General features: G+C 69.8%; 24 protein-coding genes, 1 pseudogene and 1 riboswitch. Of the genes and pseudogenes, 10 read left to right on the forward strand and 15 right to left on the reverse strand.

Annotation, left to right across the window (positions count from 1 at the left end; translation table 11 throughout):
* Positions 1–33: 33 nt before the first annotated feature.
* Both QMK24_RS17755 and QMK24_RS17760 read left to right on the forward strand, forming a co-directional pair.
* Entirely contained in the window at positions 34–1,077 is a 1,044-nt protein-coding gene (locus tag QMK24_RS17755) for an adenosine deaminase (protein ID WP_283467100.1), read from the forward strand.
* Positions 1,068–1,748, forward strand: coding sequence for a glycerophosphodiester phosphodiesterase (locus QMK24_RS17760; protein ID WP_283467101.1), 681 nt, complete (start codon positions 1,068–1,070; stop codon positions 1,746–1,748). Before QMK24_RS17755 ends, QMK24_RS17760 begins: the two co-directional genes overlap by 10 nt.
* Positions 1,749–1,777: 29 nt before the next feature.
* Here QMK24_RS17760 and QMK24_RS17765 read toward each other — a convergent pair whose 3' ends face one another.
* Both QMK24_RS17765 and QMK24_RS17770 read right to left on the reverse strand, forming a co-directional pair.
* Positions 1,778–2,950 (reverse strand): polyamine ABC transporter substrate-binding protein, encoded by a 1,173-nt coding sequence (locus QMK24_RS17765; RefSeq protein WP_283467102.1) that lies wholly within the window; start codon positions 2,948–2,950, stop codon positions 1,778–1,780.
* A 166-nt stretch (positions 2,951–3,116) separates the two neighbouring features.
* Positions 3,117–4,553 carry a gamma-aminobutyraldehyde dehydrogenase gene (locus QMK24_RS17770; protein ID WP_283467104.1) on the reverse strand — a complete coding sequence of 479 codons (1,437 nt, stop codon included), beginning with the start codon at positions 4,551–4,553 and terminating at the stop codon, positions 3,117–3,119.
* Between the two features lie 181 nt (positions 4,554–4,734).
* Here QMK24_RS17770 and QMK24_RS17775 point away from each other — a divergent pair, with 181 nt between their 5' ends.
* From QMK24_RS17775 to QMK24_RS17795, 5 genes are all read left to right on the forward strand, one after another.
* Positions 4,735–5,232, forward strand: a complete 498-nt coding sequence (locus tag QMK24_RS17775; protein WP_502962610.1) for an Lrp/AsnC family transcriptional regulator — start codon at positions 4,735–4,737, stop codon at positions 5,230–5,232.
* A 2-nt stretch (positions 5,233–5,234) separates the two neighbouring features.
* Complete coding sequence (locus tag QMK24_RS17780; RefSeq protein WP_283467107.1) at positions 5,235–6,596, forward strand: aspartate aminotransferase family protein; 1,362 nt, start codon at positions 5,235–5,237, stop codon at positions 6,594–6,596.
* A gap of 215 nt (positions 6,597–6,811) precedes the next feature.
* Complete coding sequence (locus tag QMK24_RS17785; protein ID WP_283467108.1) at positions 6,812–7,540, forward strand: ABC transporter ATP-binding protein; 729 nt, start codon at positions 6,812–6,814, stop codon at positions 7,538–7,540.
* Positions 7,522–8,700, forward strand: coding sequence for a hypothetical protein (locus QMK24_RS17790; protein ID WP_283467109.1), 1,179 nt, complete (start codon positions 7,522–7,524; stop codon positions 8,698–8,700). The genes QMK24_RS17785 and QMK24_RS17790 overlap by 19 nt, the downstream gene beginning before the upstream one ends.
* 57 nt (positions 8,701–8,757) lie before the next feature.
* Positions 8,758–9,894 (forward strand): LOG family protein, encoded by a 1,137-nt coding sequence (locus QMK24_RS17795; protein ID WP_283467111.1) that lies wholly within the window; start codon positions 8,758–8,760, stop codon positions 9,892–9,894.
* Here the strand turns inward: QMK24_RS17795 and QMK24_RS17800 are convergent.
* The 9 genes from QMK24_RS17800 to rpsB form a co-directional block, all read right to left on the reverse strand.
* Positions 9,884–10,972 (reverse strand): ABC transporter ATP-binding protein, encoded by a 1,089-nt coding sequence (locus QMK24_RS17800; protein WP_283467112.1) that lies wholly within the window; start codon positions 10,970–10,972, stop codon positions 9,884–9,886. The two genes, QMK24_RS17795 and QMK24_RS17800, sit on opposite strands and share 11 nt — an antisense overlap.
* Entirely contained in the window at positions 10,973–12,586 is a 1,614-nt protein-coding gene (locus QMK24_RS17805; protein WP_283467138.1) for an ABC transporter permease, read from the reverse strand.
* Between the two features lie 95 nt (positions 12,587–12,681).
* Positions 12,682–13,776: a thiamine ABC transporter substrate-binding protein gene (locus tag QMK24_RS17810; RefSeq protein WP_283467113.1), complete on the reverse strand. Its 1,095-nt coding sequence runs from the start codon at positions 13,774–13,776 to the stop codon at positions 12,682–12,684.
* Positions 13,772–13,891, reverse strand: a riboswitch (TPP riboswitch). Its footprint overlaps the gene before it by 5 nt.
* Positions 13,892–13,939: 48 nt before the next feature.
* Positions 13,940–15,046 (reverse strand): dual-specificity RNA methyltransferase RlmN, encoded by a 1,107-nt coding sequence (gene rlmN, locus QMK24_RS17815; RefSeq protein ID WP_283467115.1) that lies wholly within the window; start codon positions 15,044–15,046, stop codon positions 13,940–13,942.
* A 29-nt stretch (positions 15,047–15,075) separates the two neighbouring features.
* Entirely contained in the window at positions 15,076–16,056 is a 981-nt protein-coding gene (locus QMK24_RS17820; RefSeq protein WP_283467116.1) for a phosphatidate cytidylyltransferase, read from the reverse strand.
* A 129-nt stretch (positions 16,057–16,185) separates the two neighbouring features.
* Positions 16,186–16,743 (reverse strand): ribosome recycling factor, encoded by a 558-nt coding sequence (gene frr, locus QMK24_RS17825; protein WP_283467140.1) that lies wholly within the window; start codon positions 16,741–16,743, stop codon positions 16,186–16,188.
* A gap of 102 nt (positions 16,744–16,845) precedes the next feature.
* Positions 16,846–17,643, reverse strand: coding sequence for a UMP kinase (gene pyrH, locus QMK24_RS17830; RefSeq protein ID WP_283467117.1), 798 nt, complete (start codon positions 17,641–17,643; stop codon positions 16,846–16,848).
* A gap of 154 nt (positions 17,644–17,797) precedes the next feature.
* Entirely contained in the window at positions 17,798–18,634 is an 837-nt protein-coding gene (gene tsf, locus QMK24_RS17835) for a translation elongation factor Ts (protein ID WP_283467118.1), read from the reverse strand.
* Between the two features lie 98 nt (positions 18,635–18,732).
* Positions 18,733–19,689 (reverse strand): 30S ribosomal protein S2, encoded by a 957-nt coding sequence (rpsB, locus tag QMK24_RS17840; RefSeq protein WP_283467120.1) that lies wholly within the window; start codon positions 19,687–19,689, stop codon positions 18,733–18,735.
* Between the two features lie 274 nt (positions 19,690–19,963).
* On the opposite strand from rpsB, the gene QMK24_RS17845 reads away from it, so the two are divergent.
* Entirely contained in the window at positions 19,964–20,590 is a 627-nt protein-coding gene (locus tag QMK24_RS17845) for a murein hydrolase activator EnvC family protein (RefSeq protein WP_283467121.1), read from the forward strand.
* 21 nt (positions 20,591–20,611) lie between these two features.
* Here the strand turns inward: QMK24_RS17845 and QMK24_RS17850 are convergent, their stop codons facing one another.
* The 3 genes and pseudogenes from QMK24_RS17850 to QMK24_RS17860 form a co-directional block, all read right to left on the reverse strand.
* On the reverse strand, positions 20,612–21,187 hold the full coding sequence (locus QMK24_RS17850) for a TetR/AcrR family transcriptional regulator (protein WP_283467141.1): 576 nt from the start codon (positions 21,185–21,187) through the stop codon (positions 20,612–20,614).
* 86 nt (positions 21,188–21,273) lie between these two features.
* On the reverse strand, positions 21,274–22,110 hold the full coding sequence (whiG, locus tag QMK24_RS17855) for an RNA polymerase sigma factor WhiG (RefSeq protein WP_283467123.1): 837 nt from the start codon (positions 22,108–22,110) through the stop codon (positions 21,274–21,276).
* Between the two features lie 267 nt (positions 22,111–22,377).
* Positions 22,378–22,878: pseudogene (locus QMK24_RS17860) on the reverse strand (DNA-processing protein DprA); the annotation flags it as partial.
* Positions 22,879–23,070: 192 nt separating this feature from the next.
* Between QMK24_RS17860 and QMK24_RS17865 the strand changes: the two are divergent.
* A complete protein-coding gene (locus QMK24_RS17865; protein WP_283467125.1) occupies positions 23,071–23,403 on the forward strand; it encodes a PadR family transcriptional regulator in 333 nt (110 codons plus the stop codon).
* A gap of 11 nt (positions 23,404–23,414) precedes the next feature.
* Positions 23,415–23,993: a hypothetical protein gene (locus tag QMK24_RS17870; RefSeq protein ID WP_283467127.1), complete on the forward strand. Its 579-nt coding sequence runs from the start codon at positions 23,415–23,417 to the stop codon at positions 23,991–23,993.
* Between the two features lie 124 nt (positions 23,994–24,117).
* Here QMK24_RS17870 and QMK24_RS17875 read toward each other — a convergent pair whose 3' ends face one another.
* The gene (locus QMK24_RS17875) at positions 24,118–24,582 is read right to left on the reverse strand and encodes an integrase (protein ID WP_283467128.1); all 465 of its coding nucleotides are present in this window, start codon (positions 24,580–24,582) and stop codon (positions 24,118–24,120) included.
* Positions 24,583–24,776 lie beyond the last annotated feature (194 nt).

Genomic DNA, 24,776 nt, shown 5'->3' on the forward strand with positions numbered 1-24,776 from the left:
GACAACACCGTTGACTTGCGCAGGAGGATCCGCATGACCGACACCGCACCCGGACCCGCACCCGGCCTGGACGCCTTCATCGCCGGACTGCCCAAGGCCGAGCTGCATGTCCACCATGTGGGGTCCGCGTCGCCGAGGATCGTCGCCGAGCTGGCCGCCCGCCACCGGGACTCCCGGGTACCCACCGATCCCGCCGCGCTGGCCGAGTACTTCACCTTCCGTGACTTCGCTCATTTCATCGAGGTGTACCTGTCGGTCGTCGATCTGATCCGGGACGCCGAGGACGTGCGGCTGCTGACCTTCGAGGTCGCCCGCGACATGGCCCGGCAGAACATCCGCTACGCCGAGCTCACCGTCACCCCGTACTCCTCGACCAGCCGCGGGATTCCGGACCGCGCCTTCGTCGAGGCGATCGAGGACGCCCGCAAGGCCGCCGAGGCCGAGCTGGGGGTCGTGCTGCGCTGGTGCTTCGACATCCCCGGCGAAGCGGGGCTGCCCTCCGCCGAGGAGACCGCGCGGATCGCGACCGAGCTGCGGCCCGAGGGGCTGGTCAGCTTCGGGCTCGGCGGACCCGAGATCGGGGTGCCGCGGTCGCAGTTCAAGCCGTACTTCGACCGGGCCCGCGCCATCGGCCTGCACAGCGTCCCGCACGCGGGCGAGACCACCGGCCCGGAGACCGTCTGGGACGCCGTCGACCTGCTGGGCGCCGAGCGGATCGGGCACGGCACCAGCTCGGTCCAGGACCCGCGGCTGCTGGAGCACCTGGCGGAACACCGCATCGCGCTGGAGGTCTGCCCGACCTCCAACATCGCGACCCGAGCGGTCCGCACCCTCGACGAGCACCCCCTGCGGCAGATGGTCGAGGCCGGAGTCCTGGTCACCATCAACAGCGACGACCCGCCCATGTTCAGCACCGACCTGAACAAGGAGTACGCGATCGCCGCACGCCTCCTGGACCTGGACGCGGCCGGTATCGCCGGGCTGGCGAAGAACGCCGTCGAGGCGTCATTCCTCGACGCGCCGGGCAAGGCGCGGATCGCCGCCGAGATCGACGCGTACACGGCCGCGTGGCGGTAGCTGTCGCCCATCGCGGCGACCCGTACCATCACCGCGAGAACACCCTCCCGTCGCTGCGTTCCGCCCTGCGGGCGGGCGCCGACGCGGTGGAGATCGACGTACGCCTCACCCGCGACGGCGTCCCCGTGCTGCTGCACGACCCGACGCTGAGGCGGCTGTGGGGGCACAGGACCGCCGTCGCCGATCTCACCTCGGACCGGCTGCGGCGGCTCACGGCCGACGGCGTACCCACGCTGCACGACGCGCTGACCGCCGTCGCCGAGCACGGGACCGGCCGGGCGCTGCTCGACCTGACCGCCGAGGATCAGGCAGGCCCGACGGTGGCCGCCGTACGGGACGCGGGGGCGGAGAGCCGCGCCTACTACTGCGGCGAGTTCACCGCGATGTTCGCGGTGCGCCGGTACGACCCGGCCGCCGAGATCGCGCTGACCTGGAAGACCTCGGTGCTCCCGCCCGCGGAGCTGCTCACCGCCGTCCAGCCGCGCTGGATCAACCTCCAGTTCGGCCTCGTCAGTCCGCCGCTGGTCCGCTGGGCGCGCGAACGCGATCTGCTGGTGGCGGCCTGGACCGCCGACATGCGGCGCACGATGGCGCGGCTGCTCGGCATGGGCGTCGACTCGGTCACCACGAACCGCCTCGACGTCCTGCGCGAACTCCTCGACGACCGCTGAACGACCGGTGAGCTCCGGGCGCCCGCAGCTCACAGACCCACGATCTGGTTCCACCGCTGCTCGAACTCCGGGCGCTCCTGCGGTGTGATGTCGCGGGCCACCGCGAGCCGCTTGCGCATCGCGTCGTCCGGGAAGATCAGCGGGTCCCCGGCCAGCGCTGCGGTGCCCTCGTCCTTGGACGAGGCGAGCACATCGCGGGCGGCCGGCACCGGGCAGACGTAGTTGACGTAGGCCGCGAGTTCGGCGGCGACCTCGGGGTCGTAGTAGTAGTCGACCATCGCCTCGGCGTTGCTCTTGTGCGCGGCCCGGTTCGGGATCATCAGGCTCTCCGCCCACAGTTCGGCGCCCTCCTCGGGCACGACGAACTTGATGTGCGGGTTGTCCGACTGCAGCTGGACGACATCGCCGGAATACGCCTGGCAGGCCAGGACGTCGCCCGACGACAGGTCCTTGGTGTAGTCGTTCCCGGTGAAGCGCCGGATCTGCTTGCTGCGCACCAGGGTTTCCACCTGGTCCGTCATCCGGTGGAAATCGTCCGCCGTCCAGTTCCGGATGTCGACGCCCTGCCCCTGCATGAGCAGCGCGAACGCCTCGTCCATCCCGGACAGCAGCGTCACCTTGCCCTTGAGGTCAGGAGCCCACAGGTCCGAGACGTGCTTGATCTCGCGGCCCAGCGCCTTGCTGTTGTAAGCGATGCCGGTGATCCCGGACTGCCACGGCACGGCGAATCTGCGGCCGCGGTCGAAGGCGGGGTCGCGCAGCAGCGGGTCGAGGTATTTGGTGACGTTCGGCTGCCGGGCGCGGTCCATCTCCTGCACCCAGCCGAGCCGTACATAGCGCGCCGACATCCAGTCGCTGACGACGATCAGGTCGCGGCCGATGTCCTGATGGTTCATCAGGGCGGGGCTGACCTTCCCGAAGAACTCGTCGTTGTCGTTGATCTCCTCGGTGTACTTGACCTTGATCCCGCTGCGCTCGCTGAAGGCGTCGAGCGTCGGCCGCTTCTTCGCGATCTTCGCGTCGATATCGATGTACAGCGGCCAGTTCGCGAAGTTCAGCGTCTTGTCCTGCGCTGAGCGGTCGCGTGCCGCCCGGTCCGCCGCGTTGATGTGCGCCGGGGGTACACCGCATGCCGAGGCGGCGGCCAGCAGCCCTGCCAGCCCGAGTCCGCGCAGCACCGTACGACGGGAGAGATCACTCATGCGGGCCACCCTCCCGGTCGGACGATGCCCGGGGCAACCGGCGATCCGTCAGCCGTACCCCCCAACTGCCTGACACTGTGTCTCGCCGCCGCGCCGTACGGGCCGGGACGCACGACGGCCCCGGACGCGTCCTCCGCGTCCGGGGCCGTCGTGCCGCAGGGCGGGGTCAGCCGTCCAGGGACGTCATGACGTGCTTGATGCGGGTGTAGTCCTCGAAGCCGTACGCGGAGAGGTCCTTGCCGTAGCCGGACTTCTTGAAGCCGCCGTGCGGCATCTCGGCGACCAGCGGGATGTGGGTGTTGATCCACACACAGCCGAAGTCGAGCCGCTTGGACATCCGCATCGCGCGGCCGTGGTCCTTGGTCCACACCGAGGAGGCGAGGGCGAAGTCGACGCCGTTGGCGTACTCGACGGCCTGGTCCTCGTCCGTGAACGGCTGGATGGTGATGACCGGTCCGAAGACCTCGTTCTGGATGATCTCGTCGTCCTGCTTGAGGCCGGAGACGACGGTCGCGGCGTAGAAGTAGCCCTTCTCGCCGACACGGTGGCCGCCCGCCTCGACCTTGGCGTGCGCGGGGAGCCGCTCGATGAAGCCGCTGACCTGGGCGAGCTGGTTGGCGTTGTTCAGCGGGCCGTAGAGCACGTCCTCGTCGTCCGCGGCGCCGGTCTTGGTGTCGGCGGCGGCCTTGGCGAGCGCAGTGGTGAACTCGTCGTGGATCGACTCGTGGACGAGTACGCGGGTGGCGGCCGTACAGTCCTGGCCGGCGTTGAAGAATCCCGCGACCGCGATGTCCTCGGCGGCCTTGGCGATGTCCGCGTCGCCGAACACGACGACGGGGGCCTTGCCGCCGAGCTCCAGGTGGACGCGCTTGACGTCCTTGGCGGCGCTCTCGGCGACCTGCATGCCGGCGCAGACGGAACCGGTGATGGAGGCCATCGCCGGGACCTTGTGCTCGACCATGGCGCGGCCGGTCTCGCGGTCGCCGCAGACGACGTTGAAGACGCCCTTGGGCAGCACCTCACCGAGGATCTCGGCGAGCAGCACCGTGGAGGCGGGGGTGGTGTCCGACGGCTTGAGGACGACGGTGTTGCCCGCGGCGATCGCCGGGGCGAACTTCCAGACGGCCATCATCATCGGGTAGTTCCACGGCGCGACCTGGGCGCAGACACCGATCGGCTCGCGCCGGACGATGGAGGTCATGCCCTCCATGTACTCGCCGGCGGAGCGGCCTTCGAGCATCCGGGCCGCACCCGCGAAGAAGCGGATCTGGTCGACCATCGGCGGCAGTTCCTCGCTGGCCGTGAGCCCGAGCGGCTTGCCGGTGTTCGCGCTCTCGACGGCGACCAGCTCGTCCGCCCGTGCCTCGATCGCGTCGGCGACCTTCAGCAGCGCCTTCTGGCGTGCGGACGGCGTGGCGTCGCGCCAGGCCGGGAACGCTGCCTCCGCGGCGGCCATCGCGGCGTCGACGTCGGCGGCGGCGGAGAGCGGCGCGGTGGCGTAGACCTCACCGGTGGCCGGGTCGACCACATCCGTGGTCCTCCCGTCAGCGGCGTCGCGGAACTCTCCATTGATGTAGTTGCGCAGACGCTTGAGCTCGCTCACTGCACCTCTCCTGTCCTTTGTCCGATGGGTGAGACGCTTCCAGAGTAATCGCAGCCTAGTCGCACCACGGCCGTGTTCGACATACCTGGATCCTCAAAACAATGGAATCAGTGAGATTCTTGCCCTAGAACTACGGATTTAATCGTTCAGGGGTTGCGGGACCGTCGACCTCTACTGCACAGTGGGGCCCGTGGCCACTCGTAGTACAGATCCGAAGAGCACCACCGGCTCCGGAGCTCTCGACTCCGTCTCCAAGGCGATCATCGAGCAGCTCCAGGAGGACGGGCGCAGGCCCTATGCCGCTATCGGCAAGGCCGTCGGCCTGTCGGAGGCGGCAGTACGGCAGCGCGTCCAGAAGCTGCTCGATCAGGGCGTCATGCAGATCGTCGCCGTGACCGACCCGCTCACCGTCGGTTTCCGGCGGCAGGCGATGGTCGGCATCAATGTCGAAGGTGACATAGAGCCGGTCGCCGACGCCCTCGCCGAGATGGGCGAGGTCGAGTACGTCGTCATCACGGCGGGGTCCTTCGATCTGCTGATCGAAATCGTCTGCGAGGACGACGACCACCTGCTGGAAATGATCAACAAGCGGATCCGCGCGCTGCCCGGCGTGCGGACCACCGAGAGTTTCGTTTACCTGAAGCTCCGGAAGCAGACCTACACCTGGGGAACCAGATAGCCATGAGCGCGGACCTCTCGAAGACCGCGTACGACCACCTGTGGATGCACTTCACCCGCATGTCGTCGTACGAGAACGCCCCTGTGCCGACCATCGTGCGCGGCGAGGGCACGTACATCTACGACGACAAGGGCAAGAAGTACCTCGACGGCCTCTCCGGCCTGTTCGTGGTCAACGCCGGTCACGGCCGCCACGAGCTCGCCGAGACCGCGTACAAGCAGGCGCAGGAACTGGCCTTCTTCCCCATTTGGTCGTACGCCCACCCCAAGGCTGTGGAACTGGCCGAGCGGCTGGCGAACTACGCCCCCGGCGACCTGAACAAGGTCTTCTTCACCACCGGTGGCGGTGAAGCGGTCGAGACCGCCTGGAAGCTGGCCAAGCAGTACTTCAAGCTCACGGGTGAGCCGACCAAGTACAAGGTCATCTCCCGTGCGGTCGCCTACCACGGCACCCCGGCGGGCGCCCTGTCGATCACCGGCCTGCCGGCGCTCAAGGCGCCGTTCGAGCCGCTGGTCCCCGGTGCCCACAAGGTGCCGAACACCAACATCTACCGCGCCCCGCTCTTCGGCGACGACCCGGTGGCCTACGGCCGCTGGTGCGCCGACCAGATCGAGCAGGAGATCCTCTTCGAGGGTCCCGAGACCGTCGCGGCCGTGTTCCTGGAGCCGGTGCAGAACGCCGGCGGCTGCTTCCCGCCGCCGCCCGGGTACTTCCAGCGGGTCCGCGAGATCTGCGACCAGTACAACGTGCTGCTCGTCTCCGACGAGGTCATCTGCGCCTTCGGCCGCCTCGGCACCATGTTCGCGTGCGACAAGTTCGACTACGTGCCGGACATGATCACCTGTGCCAAGGGCATGACTTCGGGCTACTCCCCGATCGGCGCCTGCATCATCTCCGACAAGCTCGCCGAGCCGTTCTACAAGGGCGAGAACACCTTCCTGCACGGCTACACGTTCGGCGGCCACCCGGTCTCCGCGGCCGTCGGGATCACGAACCTCGACATCTTCGAGCGCGAGGGCCTCAACCAGCACGTGCTCGACAACGAGGGCGCGTTCTTCTCGACGCTCAAGAAGCTGCACGACCTGCCGATCGTCGGAGACGTCCGCGGCAACGGCTTCTTCTACGGCATCGAGCTGGTCAAGGACAAGGTCACCAAGGAGTCCTTCACGGACGAGGAGACCGAGCGCGTCCTGTACGGCTTCCTCTCCAAGGCGCTCTTCGAGAACGGCCTGTACTGCCGTGCCGATGACCGCGGCGACCCGGTCATCCAGCTCGCGCCGCCGCTGATCTCCACCCAGGAGACCTTCGACGAGATCGAGGGCATCCTGCGGGCGGTCCTCACCGAGGCGTGGACGAAGCTCTAACCGCTACGCGGTGTTTCCGTAGGCCGCAAGCGCCGGCCGGGCTGAATGCAGCCCGGCCGGCGCTTGCGTGCGGCCGTCCGGACGATCCGCCGTCGAGCCTCACCCGCGCGCCGCCGCACCCTCAGTAAGGTGCCAACGCAGTGATCCGGCAGTGACCGGTCTCCCCCGCATTCGTTGACCGGATCAGGGGGAACGACTCGCGGAGGTAATCGGCAATGGTGGCCCCGCCCGACAACGATGTGCTCTGGGCCCGCGCCCTGCGCCACGCCCACCAGGGCTCACCCGCACTGCTCGGCGTCTCGCTGGGCGTACGCGACGGCGAGATCCTCGGTGTGCTGGGGCCCCGTGGCTCGGGCAAGACCACACTTCTGCGCTGCCTGTCAGGACAGCTGCTGCCGGACCAGGGCGAAGTGTGGTTCAACAGCGCGCCCGTGCACACCCTCCCGCTGCTCGCGCGCGAGCGGCTGCGCCGTGACCGCTTCGGATGGATCGGCAGCACCCCGCAGCTGCTGCCCGAACTCACCGCCCGGGAGAACGCCGCCCTCCCTCTCCTGCTCTGCGGCCATCCGCACCGCACCGCCAAGATCACCGCCCAGGAGTGGCTGGACCGCCTCGACGTCGGCTCGGTGGCCCGCAAACGCCCCGCAGAGCTGCTCCAGGCGCAGCGCCAGCGGGTGGCCATCGCCCGCGCCCTGGTCACCCTCCCCGAGGTAATCTTCGCCGACGAGCCCACCGCCCCGCTGCACCGCGCGGACCGCTCCCAGGTGCTTCGTACGCTGGCCAGCGCCGCGCGCTCGCACGGCATCACCGTGGTGCTCGCCACCAGCGATCCCGAGGTGGCCTCGCTCGCCGACCGGGTGATCACCCTGGTCGACGGCCGGCCGGCCGCGGCCATGCCGGCTCAGGACCGGGAGGGCGCCGCGTCGTGCTCAGCCTCCGTGTAGCGCGCGGATCCGCCGTCACGGTCCTGCTCCGCCGACTGCTGGTCGCCGCCGCCTCCGCCGGTACCGGATTTCTGCTGCTGTCCGCCCTCGGCTACGCCATGGGACACCCCGGCCACTCCGCCGCGTCGGCGACCCGTCTCGCGTGGTGCGTGGTCCCGTTCGCCGCCGCCGTCCAGGTCTCGGTGGCGGTCTCCAGGACCGAACCCAGCGGGCGCCTGCACGCGGGACTCGCCGCGGCCGGGCTCGGCCGCACCGGAGTGCCGGTGCTCGGCGCCGCCACCACGGCGCTGTCGTGCGGGCTGGGCAGCGTCATCGCGCTGCTGGTCTTCCTGCGGCTGCGCGGCGGCCTCGCCGGGCTGGACGGAACGGCCTCCGGCGCCCTCGGCCAGGACCGCCCGCTGCCGGTCGCGGGCGTGCTGACGCTCCTCGCCGCCGTGCCGCTGCTGGCCACGGCGGCCAGCGCCGCCAGCCTGTGGCCGCGGCGCACCGCCCCCACGGCGGCCGCCTCCGCCGACGCGGACGACCCCGGCACCCGCTCCGCGGTCACCGCCCCGGCCGGCTTGTCATGGGGCGCCGCCCTCACCGCCATCGGCCTCGTCATCGAGGTGTCCACCGACGACCTGCGCCATTCGACCGCCGCCGACCTGCTGCCGCTGCCCGGCGGCCTCGGCCAGGTCGCTCCCGCGGTCCTGGCCGGCTGGGTACTGACCGCGGCCGGCATGGTCCTCGCCGGCCCCGGACTCGTCCACGCCTGCGGACGCCTGCTGGCCCTCCACCGGCCCGGCGTCCTGCGGCTGCTCGCGGGCCGCGCCCTCCAGGAGGAGTCCCGCAGGACCGGCCGCCCGCTCGCCGTGCTGTGCGCCGTCGCCTCCGGGGCGCTGGCCGCCATCGAGCTCAACGGCACCGGCTCCCGCCCGTTCGGCCCACTCACCGGCTTCGCCGCCGCGCTGATCGCGGTCTGCACCGTCACGGCCGCCGTCACCGCCGTCATCGAGGCCGGGCGCACCCGTGAGCACTCCACCGCCGCCCTCGTCCAGCTCGGCGCGCCCGCCGGCCTGCTGCGTGCGGCCGCCGCCCTGCGGTGCGCGGTCGTGCTCGCGGTCGCCTTCCCGCTGGCCGCCGTCATCGCGCAGCTCGCGGCGTCACCGCTGACCGCGTAGGCGGTGGGAGCGCAGGTCCTCGCCGTCTCCTGCCGCCACTGCCACTAGGGTGCAGCCGTGCTGACCGACTCCACGCCGTACAGCGGCGCCCATGACCGTGAGATCGAAACGCTGGCGGAGTTCGACCGCGTGGCCGCCGCCGGCTCGCTCGCCGGATACCGGCTGCAGGCCGTCGATCTGACGGACCGTACCTCCGTCCTGCTGTCACTGGACCCGGCCGAGGCGGTGTTCCTGGGCTGTCCGATGGAACCGGCGGCCATGGCGCATGTACGGGCGCGCGGGGCGATGGTGTTCCCGCCGGTGCCGTATCTGCCGTTCGATCCCTATCGCGGGGCGCTGTACACCCCGGACGCGCTCTACGAGGGGCTGGAGGCGGGCTACCCGACGACGCCCGACGCCCGCGCCTACGAGTGGTTCCAGCGGACCAGGGCGGACGGCGACATACTCGCGTCGATGCTGCGGAGCATCCATGACGACGCCATTTCGGACGCGCTCGACGAACTACTCACCGGGGCGCGGGTGGTCGGAGTCATGGGCGGCCATGCGATGGAGCGCGGCAAGGACACGTACGCGGGCGCCGCCGTGCTCGGCCGGACGCTGGCCCGCTCCGGGCTGACCGTCGCCACCGGGGGCGGCCCCGGCGCCATGGAGGCGGCGAACCTGGGCGCGTACACGGCCCCGTTCGCGGACGCGATGCTCGGGGAGGCGCTGGAGCTGCTGGCGAAGTCGCCCTCGTTCACGCCGTCGATCGGCGACTGGGCGTCGGCCGCCTTCGCCGTACGGGAGCGCTGGCCGGACGGCGGCGCGTCCGTCGGCATCCCGACCTGGTTCTACGGCCACGAGCCGCCGAACGCCTTCGCCGGTCACATCGCCAAGTACTTCGCGAACGCGGTCCGCGAGGACGGCCTGCTGGCCCGCTGCACGGCCGGCGTGGTGTTCCTGCCGGGCGCGGCCGGCACCGTCCAGGAGATCTTCGACAACGCGACGCCGAACTACTACGAGTCCCGGAGCGGCCCGACGCCCATGGTGCTGGTGGACCGCGAGCACTGGACCCGTGACCTGCCCGCCTGGCCGCTGCTCGAAGCGCTCGCGAAGGACCGGCCCATGGCGGCCCGTATCGCGCTGGTCGACTCCGTCGACGAGGCGCCGGACGCGCTCGCCCGGCTCACCCGGAACGCACCGGTCACACGCTGAGGACCACCACGTCCTGAGCGGTGAAGGCCACACCCACCGACGCGCCGGCCTCCGGCGCGTCCCGCAGCGCGCAGGCCGCCTCCAGCGGCGGGCCGTGCTCCGGGCGCAGCAGCAGGGTGACCAGGTCACCGCGGAAGGTCCTGGCCGTCACCGTGCAGGGCAGGCCGTCGCGGACGGCGGTCAGCCGCACCCCGGCGGGGCGGACCAGCAGCCGGCCCGGCCCCTGGGCCGCGCCCGGCAGCACCGGGACCTTGCCCCAGGGGGTGTCGGCCGCCTCGTCGTGCACGGTCGCCTCGACGACGTTGTCGAACCCCAGGAAGCGGGCCACGAATTCGGAAGCGGGCCGCTGCCACACCTCCAGCGGAGTGCCGGTCTGCGCGATCCGCCCTTCGCGCATGACCACGACCCGGTCGGCGAGCGCGAACGCCTCGCCCTGGTCGTGGGTGACCGCGAGGACCGTCGTGCCGAGCCGCCCGAACAGCTGACGCAGCTCCACGACGAGCCGCTCGCGCAGACCGCGGTCGAGCTGGCCGAGCGGCTCGTCCAGCATCAGCAGTTTCGGCTCCGGGGCCAGCGCGCGGGCCAGCGCCACACGCTGCTGCTCGCCGCCGGACAGCGCGGCGATGGCCCGCCGCTGAGCGCCCGGGAGGCCGACCATGTCCAGCAGCCCGGCGACCGTGCGGTCCGCCTCGGCGCGCCCGACCTTGCGCATCCGCAGCCCGAAGCCGACGTTGCCGCCGACGTCCCGCTGCGGGAACAGCTGGTGGTCCTGGAACATCAGGCCCAGCCCGCGCCGGTGGGTGGGCACGCCCGACTGGTCGCGGCCGTCCAGCAGCACCCGCCCGGCATCCACCGTCTGCAGCCCGGCCACCACGCGCAGCAGGGTGGACTTCCCGCTGCCGCTCGGCCCCAGCACGCACACCGTCTCGTGCTCCGTGACGTCCAGGTCCACGGCGTCCAGCGCCGCGCGGTCGCCGAAGCGGACCGTCACCCCGTCGAGCCGCAGCAACGACGGTCGCAATGTCGAGGGCCGGGGCGAGGGCTGGGGCGAGGACAGCGCTGGAGGCACGGTGGACATCTAGAACTCTCCTGAACGGTCGGTACGCAGGCGCTCCAGTGCCAGCAGCGCGCCCGCGCACACCAGCATCAGGATGGTGCTCAGGGCCATCGCCTGCCCGTAGTTGAGCTCCCCGGCGCGGCCAAGGAGCCGGGCCACCGCCACCGGCAGGGTCGGGTTGTCGGGCCGCGCGATGAAGACGGTCGCGCCGAACTCACCGAGCGAGACGGCGAACGCGAAGCCCGCCGCGATGAGCAGCGCGCGCCGTACCAGCGGCAGGTCCACCTCCCGCCAGGCCCGCCACGGCGAGGCGCCCAGCACCGCTGCCGCCTCCCGCAGCCGGGAGTCCACCGCCCGCAGGACGGGCAGCATCGTGCGCACCACGAACGGCACACCCACCAGCGCCTGCGCCAGCGGCACCAGGAGCCATGTCGACCGCAGGTCGAGCGGGGGTTTGTCGAGGGTGATGAGAAAACCGAAGCCGACCGTCACCGCGGAGATGCCCAGCGGCAGCATCAGCAGCGCGTCGAACCCCCGTACCAGCCCCCCGGTCCGGCGGGTGAGCGCGGCAGCGGCGAGGCCGCCGACCAGCAGAGCGATCGCCGTGGCCGCCAGGGCGTACTGCACGGAGTTCCAGACCGCCTCGACGGGCGCGACGACGAAGGTCCCGCCGGTCTCCGGGACCGAGAGCAGCGCCCGGTAGAAGGTGAGGCCGTAGCCGTCGGGGCCGTCCAGGGAGCGCGCCACGAGGACCCCGAGCGGTACCAGGATCAGGAAGACGATGACGGCCAGCACCGTCCACAGCAGCGTCCATTGGGCCGCGCCGCGCGGCCGCCGCGAGGTGTGCGCGGCATCGACGAGCCTCAGGGTGCTCTCCCGGCGGCGCACGGTCCACGCGTGCAGCGCGAGGATCGTGACGACCGCGGCGAACTGCACCAGGGTGAGCACCGCGGCCGTCGGCAGATCGAGGAACTGCGCGGTCTGCTGGTAGATCTCCACTTCCAGGGTGGAGTACTTCGGCCCGCCGAGGATCTGGATGACGCCGAACGACGTGAACGTGAAGAGGAAGACCATCAGCGCGGCGGCGGCCACGGCGGGACCCAGCGCGGGCAGCGTCACCCGGCGCCAGGCCGCGAAACGGCCGGCGCCGAGTACCCGGGCGGCCTCCTCCTGGCGCGGGTCGAGCTGCGACCAGAGACCGCCCACGGAGCGGACGACGACGCCGAAGTTGAAGAAGACGTGCGCGAGCAGGATCGCCCAGACGGTGGTGTCGAGCCGGACGCCCCACAGGTCGTCGAGCATCCCCCCGCGTCCGAGCAGCGCCAGGAACGCCGAGCCGACCACGACCGTCGGCAGCACGAACGGCACGGCCACCACCGCCCGCAGCAGCCGCTTGCCGGGGAACGCGAAGCGGGCGAAGACATACGCCGCAGGGAGCGCGACCGCCAGCGTGAGCCCGGTCGAGACGACCGCCTGCCAGGCGGTGAACCACAGCACCCGCAGGATCTCCGGGTCGGTCAGCACCTCGCCGATCCGGCCGAACCGCCACCGGCCGCCGGCGCGCAGGCCCCTGGTGACGATGGCGGCCACCGGATAGGCGAAGAAGACCGCGAAGAACGCGGTGGGCACGGCCATCAGGCCGAGCCGCACCGCCGTCGCCTTCGGGATGCGTCGCGGGATCCGGCCCCGGGTCGCTTTCCGCGTCCCCTTCGGAACCCCTTCCGGCGTCCCTACTTCAGGACGAGTGAGGACCATGTCTTGACCCACTGGTCACGGTTCTTGGCGATCCTGTCCGGGGCGAGGGCGGGCGGGGTTTCGATCTTCGCACCGTACTTGGTGAACTCGGCGGGCAGCGCCGCGTCCGTGCGGGCCGGGTTCACGAACATCTGCAGCGGCATGTCCTCCTGGAACCTCTTGCTCAGCAGGAAGTCCAGCAGCGCCTTGCCGCCCTTGTCGTTCGCGCCGCCCTTGAGCAGCCCGGCGAACTCGATCTGCCGGAAGCACGTACCGGCCGCGACACCGGTCGGCCCCTGCGCCGGCTGCGGCTTGACACCCAGCACCTCGGCGGGCGGGCTGGAGGCGTAGGAGACGACGAGCGGCTTGTCGCCCTTGCCCTTGCCGCCGCCGGAGCCGGAGAAGCGGTCGTTGTACGCCTGCTCCCAGCCGTCCACGACCTCGACGCCGTTCTCCTTGAGCTTCTTCCAGTAGCCCTGCCAGCCGTCGTCGCCGTACTTCGCGATCGTGCCCAGCTGGAAGGCCAGGCCGGGTGAGGACGTGGCGGCGTTCTCGGTGACCAGCAGGTTCTTGTACTCCGGCTTGATCAGATCGTCGAAGCTCGCGGGCACGGCCAGCTTGTGCGCGTCGAAGTACTTGCGGTCGTAGTTGACGCAGACGTCGCCGGAGTCGATAGGCGTGACCCGGTGCTTGTCCTTGTCGAGCTGCAGCGCCGCCGGGACCTGGTCCAGGCCCTTGGCCTCGTACGGTGTGAAGAGATCGTTGTCGAGCGCCCTGGACAGCAGCGTGTTGTCGACACCGAAGAAGACATCGCCCTGCGGGTGTCCCTTGGACAGGATCGCCTGGTTCACGGCCGCGCCGGCGTCGCCGCCGCGCAGCACCTTGACCGTGTAGCCGGTCTCCTTGGTGAACTCCTTCAGTACCGGCGCCGAAGCCGCGAAGGAGTCATGGCTGACGAGCGTGACGGTCTTCGACGCCGTCCTGGTGCTGTCGGCGGCCTTGTCAGCGGAACCGCCGCAGGCAGTCAGCGCGGTCGCGCCGAGGGCGGTGGCGACGACCGCTATGGCGGCGCACCGAAGGTTGGTGTTCATGAGCGGGTTGACTCCCTACGCCGGCATTACCCGGATCAGGTCCGAGGGTCTGCGGACGCTCCGGCTTCGCCGGTCGCCGCACTCTCAGCGCTGGTGCGCTCCCCTGTCGGAATGTTCAGTTGTACGAATCTACGAGCGCCACGATAGCAGCGCGCCGGGCCCGTCAGCCCTCGGAGGCCGCCAGCTGCCCGCACGCTCCGTCGATCTCACTGCCACGGGTGTCACGGACGGTCACCGGAACCCCATGGGACTCCAGCATCCGCACGAACGCGCGCTCGTCCTCCGGCCGCGAAGCCGTCCACTTCGACCCGGGGGTGGGATTGAGCGGGATGAGGTTGACGTGCACCCGCTTGCCCTTGAGCAGCCGCCCGAGCAGGTCCGCCCGCCACGCCTGGTCGTTGATGTCCTTGATCAGCGCGTACTCGATGGAGATCCGGCGGCCGGACACCTCCGCGTAGTGCCACGCGGCGTCCAGCACCTCGCGCACCTTCCAGCGGGTGTTGACCGGCACCAGGGTGTCGCGCAGCTCGTCGTCCGGGGCGTGCAGCGACACCGCGAGCCGGCACTTGAAGCCCTCGTCGGCGAAGCGCAGCATCGCCGGGACCAGACCGACCGTCGACACGGTGATACCGCGCTGCGACAGCCCCAGCCCGTCGGGCTCCGGGTCCGTCAGCCGGCGGATCGAGCCGATGACCCGGTTGTAGTTCGCCAGCGGCTCACCCATGCCCATGAACACGATGTTGCTCAGCCGGGCGGGACCGCCGGGGATCTCACCGTCACGCAGCGACTTCATCCCGGCCACGATCTGGTGGACGATCTCGGCCGTCGACAGATTGCGGTCGAGACCCGCCTGCCCCGTCGCGCAGAACGGACAGTTCATACCGCAGCCGGCCTGCGAACTGATGCACATCGTGACCCGGTCCGGGTACCGCATCAGCACGGACTCGACGAGTGTGCCGTCGAACAACCGCCACAGCGTCTTACGGGTGGTGTCGTCGTCGCAGCTGATGTGCCGCACAACCGACATCATCTCCGGCAGCAGTCCGTCCGCGAGCTTGTCGCGCGAACCCGCCGGGATGTCCGTCCAGCTGGACCGGTCATCGTCGTAGCGCGCGAAGTAGTGCTGCGACAGCTGCTTTGCGCGGAACGGCTTCTCGCCCAGCTCGGCGACCGCCTCCCGTCGCTCGGCGGGAGTGAGGTCGGCGAGGTGCCGCGGGGGCTTCTTGGCCCCGCGCGGCACGGCAAAGGTGAGTTCTCCGGGTACAGGCATGGTCCTACCAGTGTCGCAGACGTGCGGAGTCAGCCGGTCCCGACGAAGATCACCAGCAGCAGCCACACCACGGGGGCCGTCGGAAGGAGGGAGTCGAGGCGGTCCATGATGCCGCCGTGGCCGGGCAGCAGGGTGCCCATGTCCTTGATCCCGAGGTCCCGTTTGATCATGGACTCACCGAGGTCGCCGAGGGTCGCGCTGACCGCCGCCACCAGGCCGAGGACCAGGCCCTGCCACCATGTGCCGCCGTCGATCAGGTACTGCATCGACAGGGCGCCCGCCGTCATCGCGAAGGCGATGGCGCCGAAGAGTCCCGCGCGGGTCTTGCCGGGGCTGATGCGGGGAGCGAGCAGCCGGCGGCCGAAGCGCCAGCCGACCGCGTAGGCGCCTGTGTCGCTGATCACGGTGAGAAGCAGGAAGACGAGCACCCGCCAGGGGCCGTCTTCGGCAGCGAGCATCATCGACACGAAGGTGGCGAGGAAGGGCACGTAGAAGGCGGCGAAGACGCCCGCGGTGACATCCCGCAGATAGTTCTCCGGCGGCTCGGTCATCCGCCACACCAGGATGGCGAGCGAGGTGAGCGCCATGGCGACCCACGCGCCCTCGGCGCCGCGCGCGTAGCCCGCGACGACCATGCCGACCCCGCCGACCGCGAGCGGCACGAGCGGGACGTGGATCGCCTTCTTCTCTGCGAGCCGGGAGGTGAGCTCCCACAGGCCGACGACGACGGCGAGCGCCACCACGCCGACGAAGGCGGCCTTGACGATGAACAGCGAGGCGGCGATGACCGCGCCCATGCCGACGCCGACCCCTATCGCGGCCCGCAGGTTACGGCCTGCCGACTTCTTCACGGGCGGGACGGGTTCCGGTGACGGCTCAGGCGGCATACGACGAGTCTGCGCTGCGTCGAGCGCATCCTGCGCGAAACCCGCCGAGCCGTCGCCCGGTCCCCCCGCCGGCGTTTCCCAGTGGCCGGAGCGCGGCGTGGCACCCCAGGAGGAGTCGTTCACTGAGTTTCGCCTCGCGTTGTTGTTCCGGACCAGGCGTCCGGCCTGGTGTTCTGGCGGGGGGTGCGGGGGTCACCCCCCGGGAGAACGCAGGGCCGGACCGCTGTCCGACCCTGGTGGCGCACCGCTGCGTCAGACTTCGAGCAGCTCGGTTTCCTTGTGCTTGAGCAGCTCGTCGATCTGGGCCACGTACTTGCCCGTCGTGTCGTCCAGCTCCTTCTCCGCGCGGTGCACCTCGTCCTCGCCGGACTCCTTGTCCTTGACAAGCTTGTCGAGGGTCTCCTTGGCCTTGCGGCGGATCGCGCGGATCGAGATCTTCGCGTCCTCGGCCTTGGTCCGGGCGACCTTGATGTAGTCCTTGCGGCGCTCCTCGGTCAGCTGCGGGAACACCACCCGGATGATGCGGCCGTCGTTGCTCGGGTTGACGCCGAGGTCGGAGTTGCGGATCGCCTCTTCGATGTTGCGCAGCGCGTTGCTGTCGAAGGGGGACACCACGGCCATCCGGGGCTCCGGCACCGAGAAGGAGGCCAGCTGGTTGATCGGCGTGATGGCGCCGTAGTACTCGGCCACGATCTTGTTGAACATCGCCGGGTGCGCACGGCCGGTACGGATCGCGGCGAAGTCGTCCTTCGCGACGATCACGGCCTTCTCCATCTTCTCCTCGGCCTCGAGAAGGGTCTCTTCAATCACCATGTGCTCCTGGTTTTCAGAAGGCAGAGCCTGGCCCCTGCGCGCGTCTTTCCTGCACGGTGTCCGACCGGCAGCCTGTTGTCCATCCCCGTGGGCGGGCGGTTAGCCCCGCGTGCCCTGGTCGTTGACGAGCGTGCCGATCTTCTCACCCTTTACGGCTCGCGAGATGTTTCCCTCGGCGAGCAGCTCGAAGACGAGGATCGGCAGCTTGTTGTCACGGCACAGGGTGATCGCGGTGGCGTCGGCGACCTTGAGGTCGCGAGAGATGACCTCGCTGTACTCCAGGGCGTCGTACTTGACCGCGTCCGGGTTGTGCTTGGGGTCCGAGTCGTAGACCCCGTCGACCCCGTTCTTGCCCATGAGCAGCGCCTGGGCGTCGATCTCCAGAGCTCGCTGGGCGGCGGTGGTGTCGGTGGAGAAGTACGGCATGCCCATGCCGGCGCCGAAGATCACGACGCGGCCCTTCTCCAGGTGCCGCACGGCGCGCAGCGGGATGTACGGCTCGGCGACCTGGCCCATCGTGATGGCGGTCTGCACCCGGGTCTCGATGCCCTCCTTCTCCAGGAAGTCCTGGAGGGCGAGGCAGTTCATGACGGTGCCGAGCATGCCCATGTAGTCGGAACGGGCCCGGTCCATGCCGCGCTGCTGGAGCTCCGCGCCACGGAAGAAGTTGCCACCGCCGATGACGATGGCGATCTCGTAGCCCTCTCGGACGACGGCGGCGATCTCGCGGGCGATCGCGTGCACGACGTCCGGGTCGACGCCCAGTCCGCCGCCTCCGGCGAATGCCTCGCCGGACAGCTTCAGCAGGTACCGGCTCCGCGGGACCCCGGTACCGGAGGCGGTGCCGGTAGCTGAGTCGCGGGCCTTGTCGGAGGCCTTGTCGGCGCCCTCATCCATGGAGATCTCCTCATGCGCGTACGAAGAAGGCCATTGCCGTGGGTCCACGTGGGTTCCCTTTACGGCAATGGCCTCCTCGTCACAACTGCGGTCGGCCGGCGGGCGGCCGACCGCGTCCGACCCTAGCGGGGTCGTCGGTCATTCGCTGGCTGGCTCAGACGCCGACGCGGAAGCGCGCGAAACGCTTCAGCGTGACACCGGCCTCGTCCAGAACCTTCTGGACGGTCTTCTTGCTGTCCTTCGCGAAGGACTGCTCGAGAACCGAGTTCTCCTTGACGTAGCCCGTCACGCGGCCCTCGACGATGCGGGCGAGAGCAGCCTCGGGCTTGCCCTCCTCGCGCGCGGTGGCCTCGGCGACGCGGCGCTCGTTCTCGAGCACCTCGGCGGGGATGTCCTCGCGGGACAGGAAGAGCGGCGAGAACGCGGCGATGTGCTGCGCGACGTCCTTCGCGACCTGGGCGTTCTCCTTGTCCAACTCGACCAGCACGCCGACCTGCGGGGGCAGGTCCGGGCTGGTGCGGTGCAGGTAGGAGGCGACGTAACCGTCGGTGAACTGCGCGAAGCGGCCCAGGACGATCTTCTCGCCGAGCGTGGCGTTGGCCTCGTCGACGAACGCCTGGACGGTCTGGCCGTCCTTGATCTCGGAGGCGAGCAGCGCCTCGAGGTCAGCGGGCTTCGTGGCGGCGACGTGCGCGGCCAGCGCGTCGGCGACAGGGAGGAACTTCTCACTCTTCGCGACGAAGTCGGTCTCGCAGTTGAGCTCGAGGAGTACACCCTCGGAAGCGTCCCCGGCGATAAGGGAGACGACGGCACCGTTGGAGGCCGAACGGCCCTCGCGCTTGGTGACGCCCTTCTGGCCCTTGACGCGGAGGATCTCGACGGCCCTGTCCAGGTCGCCGTCAGCCTCTACGAGAGCGTTCTTGCAGTCCATCATGCCGGCGGCGGTCAGCTCGCGGAGCTTCTTGACGTCAGCGGCGGTGAAGTTCGCCATGGTCGTTAGGTCTCTTCCCGATGAGAGTCGGTTGATCTACGGGTGAACGGCGGGGACCAGGGCCCCCGCCGTCGTCACACGTACTGGAAGGCGGAGCCTCAGGCCTTGTCGGCCTCGACGTCGGCGGCCGGGGCCTCGACGGTCTCGGCGGCAGCCTCGGTGACCTCGGCGGCCGGAGCCTCGGCGTCGGCGACGGCCTCGACGACGGTCTCGGCCGCGGCGTCGGCGACGGCCTCGGTCTCAGCACCGGACTCGACCGGAGCCTCGGTCTCGTCCTTGGCCTTCTCGCCCTCGAGGAGCTCGCGCTCCCACTCGGCGAGCGGCTCGGCGGCGCCTTCGGCCTTCTTGTCACCGGTGGCGGCACCGGAGCGGGCGATGAGGCCCTCGGCGACGGCGTCGGCGATCACACGGGTGAGCAGCGTGACGGAGCGGATCGCGTCGTCGTTGCCCGGGATCTTGTAGTCGACCTCGTCGGGGTCGCAGTTGGTGTCGAGGATCGCGACGACCGGGATGCGCAGCTTGCGCGCCTCACCGACGGCGATGTGCTCCTTCTTGGTGTCCACGATCCAGACGGCGCTGGGCACCTTCTGCATCTCGCGGATACCGCCGAGGGTCTTCTCGAGCTTGTCCTTCTCGCGGGAGAGGACCAGGAGCTCCTTCTTGGTGAGGCCGGAGGCGGCCACATCCGTGAAGTCGATCTCCTCGAGCTCCTTCAGGCGCTGCAGGCGCTTGTAGACGGTCGAGAAGTTCGTGAGCATGCCGCCGAGCCAACGCTGGTTGACGTAGGGCATGCCGACGCGCGAGGCCTGCTCGGCGATGGCTTCCTGCGCCTGCTTCTTGGTACCGATGAACATGATCGAACCGCCGTGGGCGACGGTCTCGCGGACGAACTCGTAGGCGCGGTCGATGTACGACAGCGACTGGAGCAGGTCGATGATGTAGATGCCGTTGCGCTCCGTGAAGATGAATCGCTTCATCTTCGGGTTCCAACGACGGGTCTGGTGACCGAAGTGGACGCCGCTTTCCAGCAGCTCCCGCATCGTGACGACGGCCATGGCCGCGCTCCTTGAGGTGCTCGGTTATCGCGACGGCCGGACGGCCGTCGCGCCTGACGCCCCGACGCGCCGTGCCACGAGGGACCGAGGGGCGCGGCCACCCTTCACGAGGAAGTCGGTGGCGGGGCGTGCGAAGTCGACCCGGTGACCCGGATCGCCAGAGAAAGTGTACGTGACCGGCGGAGTGCGGAACGACAGCATCTTCGGCCACCGCGTTATCCACAGGCCGTCCTCATGATCGTCTTTTGCGTGCGGAATGCGGGACCGTCGGGGCATGACCTTCCCCTTGTGGTTCTCGCTCATCGCGGCCCTGGTGTTCGCCGCGCCCCTGCCCGTCGCGGGCCCCGGCGGATCCGTCGGGGACCCCGGACCCGGCGCCCGGAGCTGGCCCGTGGCCGGCGGGGGAACACGCGGGCGGCCGGTGGTGGAGCGCGGCTTTGAGCCATCCGCTTCGCCGTGGGGCGCTGGGCACCGCGGGGTGGATCTCCGGGCAGGACCGGGCGCCGCGGTGCGGTCGGCCACGCCCGGGAGGGTGTCGTGCGCCGGACCGGTGGCCGGCGTCGGGGTGGTCTCGGTGCTGCTGCCGGGCGGGCTGCGCACCACCTACGAACCGGTACGGGCCCTGGTCTCGGTGGGCGACTCGGTGATCGCGGGCCAGGTGGTGGGGCTGCTGGAGCGCGGGCCCTGGCACTGCCCCGCGGGGTGTCTGCACTGGGGGCTGCTGCGCGGCGACGTCTACCTCGACCCGCTGTCCCTGCTGCCCGGATGGATGAGCCGCTGCGGCCCGTCCCGGCTGCTGCCGGTCTTCGGCGTCCCGCTCCCCGCGGCCCGGTCTGTTCTCGCGGCCCGGTCTGTCCTCGCAGCCCGTACTGCCCTCGCGGTGAGCCTGTCCGCGCGGTGAGCCCCAGCTCTGCGGTGGGCGCTATCCCTGCGGTGCGCCCGGGCCTCTTACTCCGCGCAGTGACATGGCCACCGCGGCTTCGACGATCTGCTCCGGCACCTCGGCTGCGCCCAGCTCGATACGGCGTACCGCGGCGTCCACGACGCCCTGCAGCAGCATCGCCGTCAGCCGGGGCTGCTCGTGTCCGAGGCCGCCCAGCGCCTCGACCACCATCGCCACCAGGCCGCCGTGCGCTGCGCGGATCTTCTCTCGGGCCCCGGCGTCCAGCTCGCCCGCCGAGATGGCCACCACGGCCCGGTGCCGACGGTCACCCACCAGCGTGAGCTGGCTGCGCACATACGCCTCGATCTTGGCTTCACCGCTGTCGGCGGCCTCCATCGCCGCCTCGACCTCGGCCGCCCACACCGGGAAGTCGACGGAGCAGAGTTCCTCGACGACGGCCGCCCGGGACCGGAAGTACTCATACACCGACGACCGGGCGAGGCCGGTGCGCTCAGCCAGCGCGGGGAAGGTCAGCGCCTCCGTACCCCCCTCGGTCAGGAGGGAGCGGGCGGCGTCCAGCAGGGCGTCGCGCTGCATCGTCCGGTGCTCGGCCACCGAGGCCGCTCGAATCCTGGGCACCCGACCACTCTAGGCCCTGGCTGTTCGGGATCGCCCGGTCACGGCTCAAGCCGTGCTGAACGTCAGCGGCCGGCGTCCGCCAGTTTCGCGCGCAGCTGGAGCACCGATTTGGTGTGGATCTGGCTGACCCGGCTCTCGGTGACGCCGAGCACGTGTCCGATCTCGGCGAGCGTCAGCCCTTCGTAGTAGTAGAGCGTCACGACCGTCTTCTCGCGCTCGGGGAGCGTGTTCACCGCGCGGGCCAGCAGCCGGCGCAGTTCGCGGTCCTCCGCCACCTCCACCGGGTTGTCGGCGCCGGTGTCCTCCAGGGTGTCGACCAGGCTGAGCCGGTCCCCGCTGTCGCCTCCGACATGCAGCAGCTCCTCCAGCGCCACCACGTTCGCCAGCGACAGGGCGCTGAACACTCCGTGCAGCTCCTCCAGGCCGACCCCCATCTCGGCGGCGACCTCGGATTCGCTGGGCGTGCGCCGCAGCGACGCCTCGAGGGTGGCGTAGGCCCGCTCCACCGCCCGTGCCTTCTGCCGCACGGAGCGCGGGATCCAGTCCAGTGCCCGGAGCTCGTCGATCATGGCGCCGCGGATGCGCGTGATCGCATACGTCTCGAACTTGATCGCCCGTTCCGGGTCGAACTTCTCGATGGCGTCGATGAGCCCGAAGACCCCCGAGGACACGAAGTCCGCCTGCTCGACGTTGGCCGGCAGGCCGACGCTGACCCGCCCCGCCACGTACTTCACCAGGGGTGAGTAGTGCAGGATGAGCTGCTCCCGTAGCTTCGCGTCCGCCGTGGACTTATAGGTCCGCCACAGCGCGTCGAGCGAGGTGGGGGCGGCGGGGCGGGGGGCACTGCGCGCGGCGGTCGCCGCCGTCGACCGGTCAGGCCCGGGGGTGTACTGGGGCATGCGTCGTCTTGTGCCGTTCTGCCGTGACGTGGGCGGAAAGTGGAGTCCATGCGAGCGTAGCGTGACGATAGTGTCGCTTATTGCTACGACTTCCGTATGAGGCATGCGCAGATACGTTCCGCTGCGGGGGTCGGGGTTCCGACCCCGCTACGGGTCCTCCGCGCGTGATTGTTGAGCAATCATGCGTTCTCAGCGCCGCCTCCAAACCTCGTCACCCGATTGCCCCAGGTCAACTACGTTCCCCCGACGTACTCCGTGTTGACGGGGTCACCCGGCCCGGGGAACCGCCCCGTCCCGGGTGGATCGCGTCAACTTCCATCGCTCTCCGTCCCGTTCCACGAAGCCCAGCGCCTGCAATTCGTAGAGGCGTCCGAGCGTGTCGTCCTTTCCGGTGCCGGACGCGGCGGCGATCTGCTCGACGCCGATGCCGCCTTGGCCGGGCAGCGCCTCCAGCACCCGCGTGGCCCCGGGCTCCAGGAGATCCCTGGCCAGCACCGGGCCGCGCCGCTCGGGCGCCAGGTCCCCGCCGATCCGGCCGACCATCTCGACAACCTCCGCCGCATCGGTGACGAGCACCGCCTCATTTCGCAGCAGTTCATGTACCCCGGCCGACAGACCCGAGGTGCACGGGCCTGGCACTCCCATCGTCAGCCGGCCCAGTTCCTGAGCGCACCGCGCGGTGATCAGCGAGCCGCTGCGGTGCTGGGCCTCGACCACGACCGTGCCGCGGGTGAGCGCGGCGATGACGCGGTTGCGGAGCACGAACCTTCTCTGCACCAATCAAGTTGATCCTGGGACCCGACGACAACCACCTCGCCGAGGTTGCATCCAGAGGGGGTTGACCAAGCCCTACCCCCTAGGTAGAGTTTCTATCAGCTAGGTAGAGTCTCTAGGGCCATCGAGGGCGCCACCCCTCGGTTCGGCCGGCTCTACCACCACCGGATCGATCTGGGGATTCGCATGGACAACATCCGCCTCACGCCCGCAACGGCGAAAGTTCTCAAGGAGTTGCTCGATGACATTCAGACCCGGCACTACGGCCGGGAAATCATGCAAGCCACTGGGCTAAAGAGCGGGTCGCTGTACCCGATCTTGGCCCGTCTGGAGCGCCAAGGCGTGATCAAGAGCGAGAAGGAGGAAATCGACGCCTCCGAGATGGGTCGTCCGGCTCGCCGCTACTACAAGGTCACCGGCGAAGGCGCGCGGGCCGCTCGCCTGGCGCTTGCCGAACTCCACGAAATCACGAGGGTCACGGAAAAGGGACCGGGCCTTCGGCCGGGTCTGACGACATAGGGTGGGAATGAATGACCGCACTTCTGGCGGACGGTGCTGACGGGGGCAAGGGCCTCCTGCACGGCCTCGCCGCGTTCACGTTCGCCGACTGGATGTTGGCGCTCGCCGCGGCGGTCCTCGCTGCTGTGCTGCTGGAGGTGGTAGCTCTCGTCCGGCGAGCTGTCACCAAGCGTCTCCCGTTCCTCCTCCTTCGCTGCACCGTCATCATGGTGCCGTTCAAGGACTGGAAATTCTTGTATCACGAGGTCTGGGAGCCGGACCTGCACGACCTTCTGACAACGAAGAGCGACGAACCGCATCCCGGCGAGAACATCCGTCGGTATGCACGCGCACTCGCATTTTCCTTCGGCCTGGTGGCCGGCGGTGCAATTCGTACTCAACGTCAGCGGAGCACGGCTCATTCACGCCAGTCCCATCCCTTGTTTCAAATGGCTCTTTATGAGGTCATCAACACGCTCGCCAGCGTGGGGTTGGTTCTTCTCAGCGCAGACCAGTTGTGGTTGACCGTCGTCCTGGCCGCAAGTACCAGCGTGCAGTGCTGGATTGTCTGGACGTACATCCGAAGGATGCGAGCCCGAAGGTCTCAGTGATGTGTGTGGGGCCTAGGAGATAGCTGGGCCCCACACTCGTACCGATTCACGGGGTCGACAGACGCGCACTGTCAGGGGAATCACCTCTCCGGCAGTGCGCGTTTCTGGTTGTCGGCTCAGTTGATCACTGGGTCTCCTCGTGGCGAGGTGCGGGCAGGCCGAGGTCGATGGAGGGCCGCTGGAGGAGCCGCGCGGCTTCGTCTTGCTTGGAACGGAGGAACGTCAAGGTCACGTCGATGCCCTCCACTTCGCCGAGCCACTGTTCCTCCTCCGCCCGCTTCCGACGCATGAGGAGGTCTTTCTCGATCTCTGCGAGTCGGGGCAGCAACTTGGGGTTGACCTGGAGCATCGGGCAGCGGATGCAGGCGTGCTCGTGGGTGCAGGGGGTGCCGTAGGGGCGAGCACAGTTGCCGAGCTCGACCTTGCGCTTGTCGAAGTGCTCCTCGAAGTCGGCCCATTCTTCCGGACTGACCTCGACGTACTCCTCCGCGGGCCGCAAGCTCCGGCGGTGAGTGAGGAACGTCTGGTAGTGGGCGACCACGTCCTCGGCGAAGACCGCGACGTAGCCCTGCAGGGTCTGCAGGCTCACGTGGCCGAGCAAGGCCGCGCCGATGTGGATGGGGAGGCCGCCGTTGATGACGTCCGTTGCGAACAGGCGGCTTGTGTCCGCAGAGGCCGTGTGCGGATGACCCTGTGTAGCGATTGAGCAGGCGTGCCGATGTGGATTCTTTCGTGACGCAGTCCGTCGGCTGTGTTGCATTCCACGTCCATGATTGCGATGCA

The sequence above is a fragment of the Streptomyces sp. PH10-H1 genome (assembly GCF_030063355.1).
In the GTDB taxonomy this organism is placed as follows: Bacteria; Actinomycetota; Actinomycetes; order Streptomycetales; family Streptomycetaceae; genus Actinacidiphila.

Coding starts and splice junctions, on each gene's coding strand:
- QMK24_RS17800 (WP_283467112.1), bottom strand. CDS start 10,972: ATGTCCACCGTGCCTCCAGCGCTGTCCTCGCCCCAGCCCTCGCCCCGG.
- rpsB (WP_283467120.1), bottom strand. CDS start 19,689: ATGGCCGTCGTCACGATGCGGGAGCTGCTGGAAAGCGGCGTCCACTTC.
- tsf (WP_283467118.1), bottom strand. CDS start 18,634: ATGGCGAACTTCACCGCCGCTGACGTCAAGAAGCTCCGCGAGCTGACC.
- whiG (WP_283467123.1), bottom strand. CDS start 22,110: ATGCCCCAGTACACCCCCGGGCCTGACCGGTCGACGGCGGCGACCGCC.
- pyrH (WP_283467117.1), bottom strand. CDS start 17,643: ATGGATGAGGGCGCCGACAAGGCCTCCGACAAGGCCCGCGACTCAGCT.
- QMK24_RS17845 (WP_283467121.1), top strand. CDS start 19,964: ATGACCTTCCCCTTGTGGTTCTCGCTCATCGCGGCCCTGGTGTTCGCC.
- rlmN (WP_283467115.1), bottom strand. CDS start 15,046: ATGCCTGTACCCGGAGAACTCACCTTTGCCGTGCCGCGCGGGGCCAAG.
- QMK24_RS17785 (WP_283467108.1), top strand. CDS start 6,812: ATGGTGGCCCCGCCCGACAACGATGTGCTCTGGGCCCGCGCCCTGCGC.
- QMK24_RS17810 (WP_283467113.1), bottom strand. CDS start 13,776: ATGAACACCAACCTTCGGTGCGCCGCCATAGCGGTCGTCGCCACCGCC.
- QMK24_RS17870 (WP_283467127.1), top strand. CDS start 23,415: ATGACCGCACTTCTGGCGGACGGTGCTGACGGGGGCAAGGGCCTCCTG.
- QMK24_RS17765 (WP_283467102.1), bottom strand. CDS start 2,950: ATGAGTGATCTCTCCCGTCGTACGGTGCTGCGCGGACTCGGGCTGGCA.
- QMK24_RS17865 (WP_283467125.1), top strand. CDS start 23,071: ATGGACAACATCCGCCTCACGCCCGCAACGGCGAAAGTTCTCAAGGAG.
- QMK24_RS17780 (WP_283467107.1), top strand. CDS start 5,235: ATGAGCGCGGACCTCTCGAAGACCGCGTACGACCACCTGTGGATGCAC.
- QMK24_RS17755 (WP_283467100.1), top strand. CDS start 34: ATGACCGACACCGCACCCGGACCCGCACCCGGCCTGGACGCCTTCATC.
- QMK24_RS17805 (WP_283467138.1), bottom strand. CDS start 12,586: ATGGCCGTGCCCACCGCGTTCTTCGCGGTCTTCTTCGCCTATCCGGTG.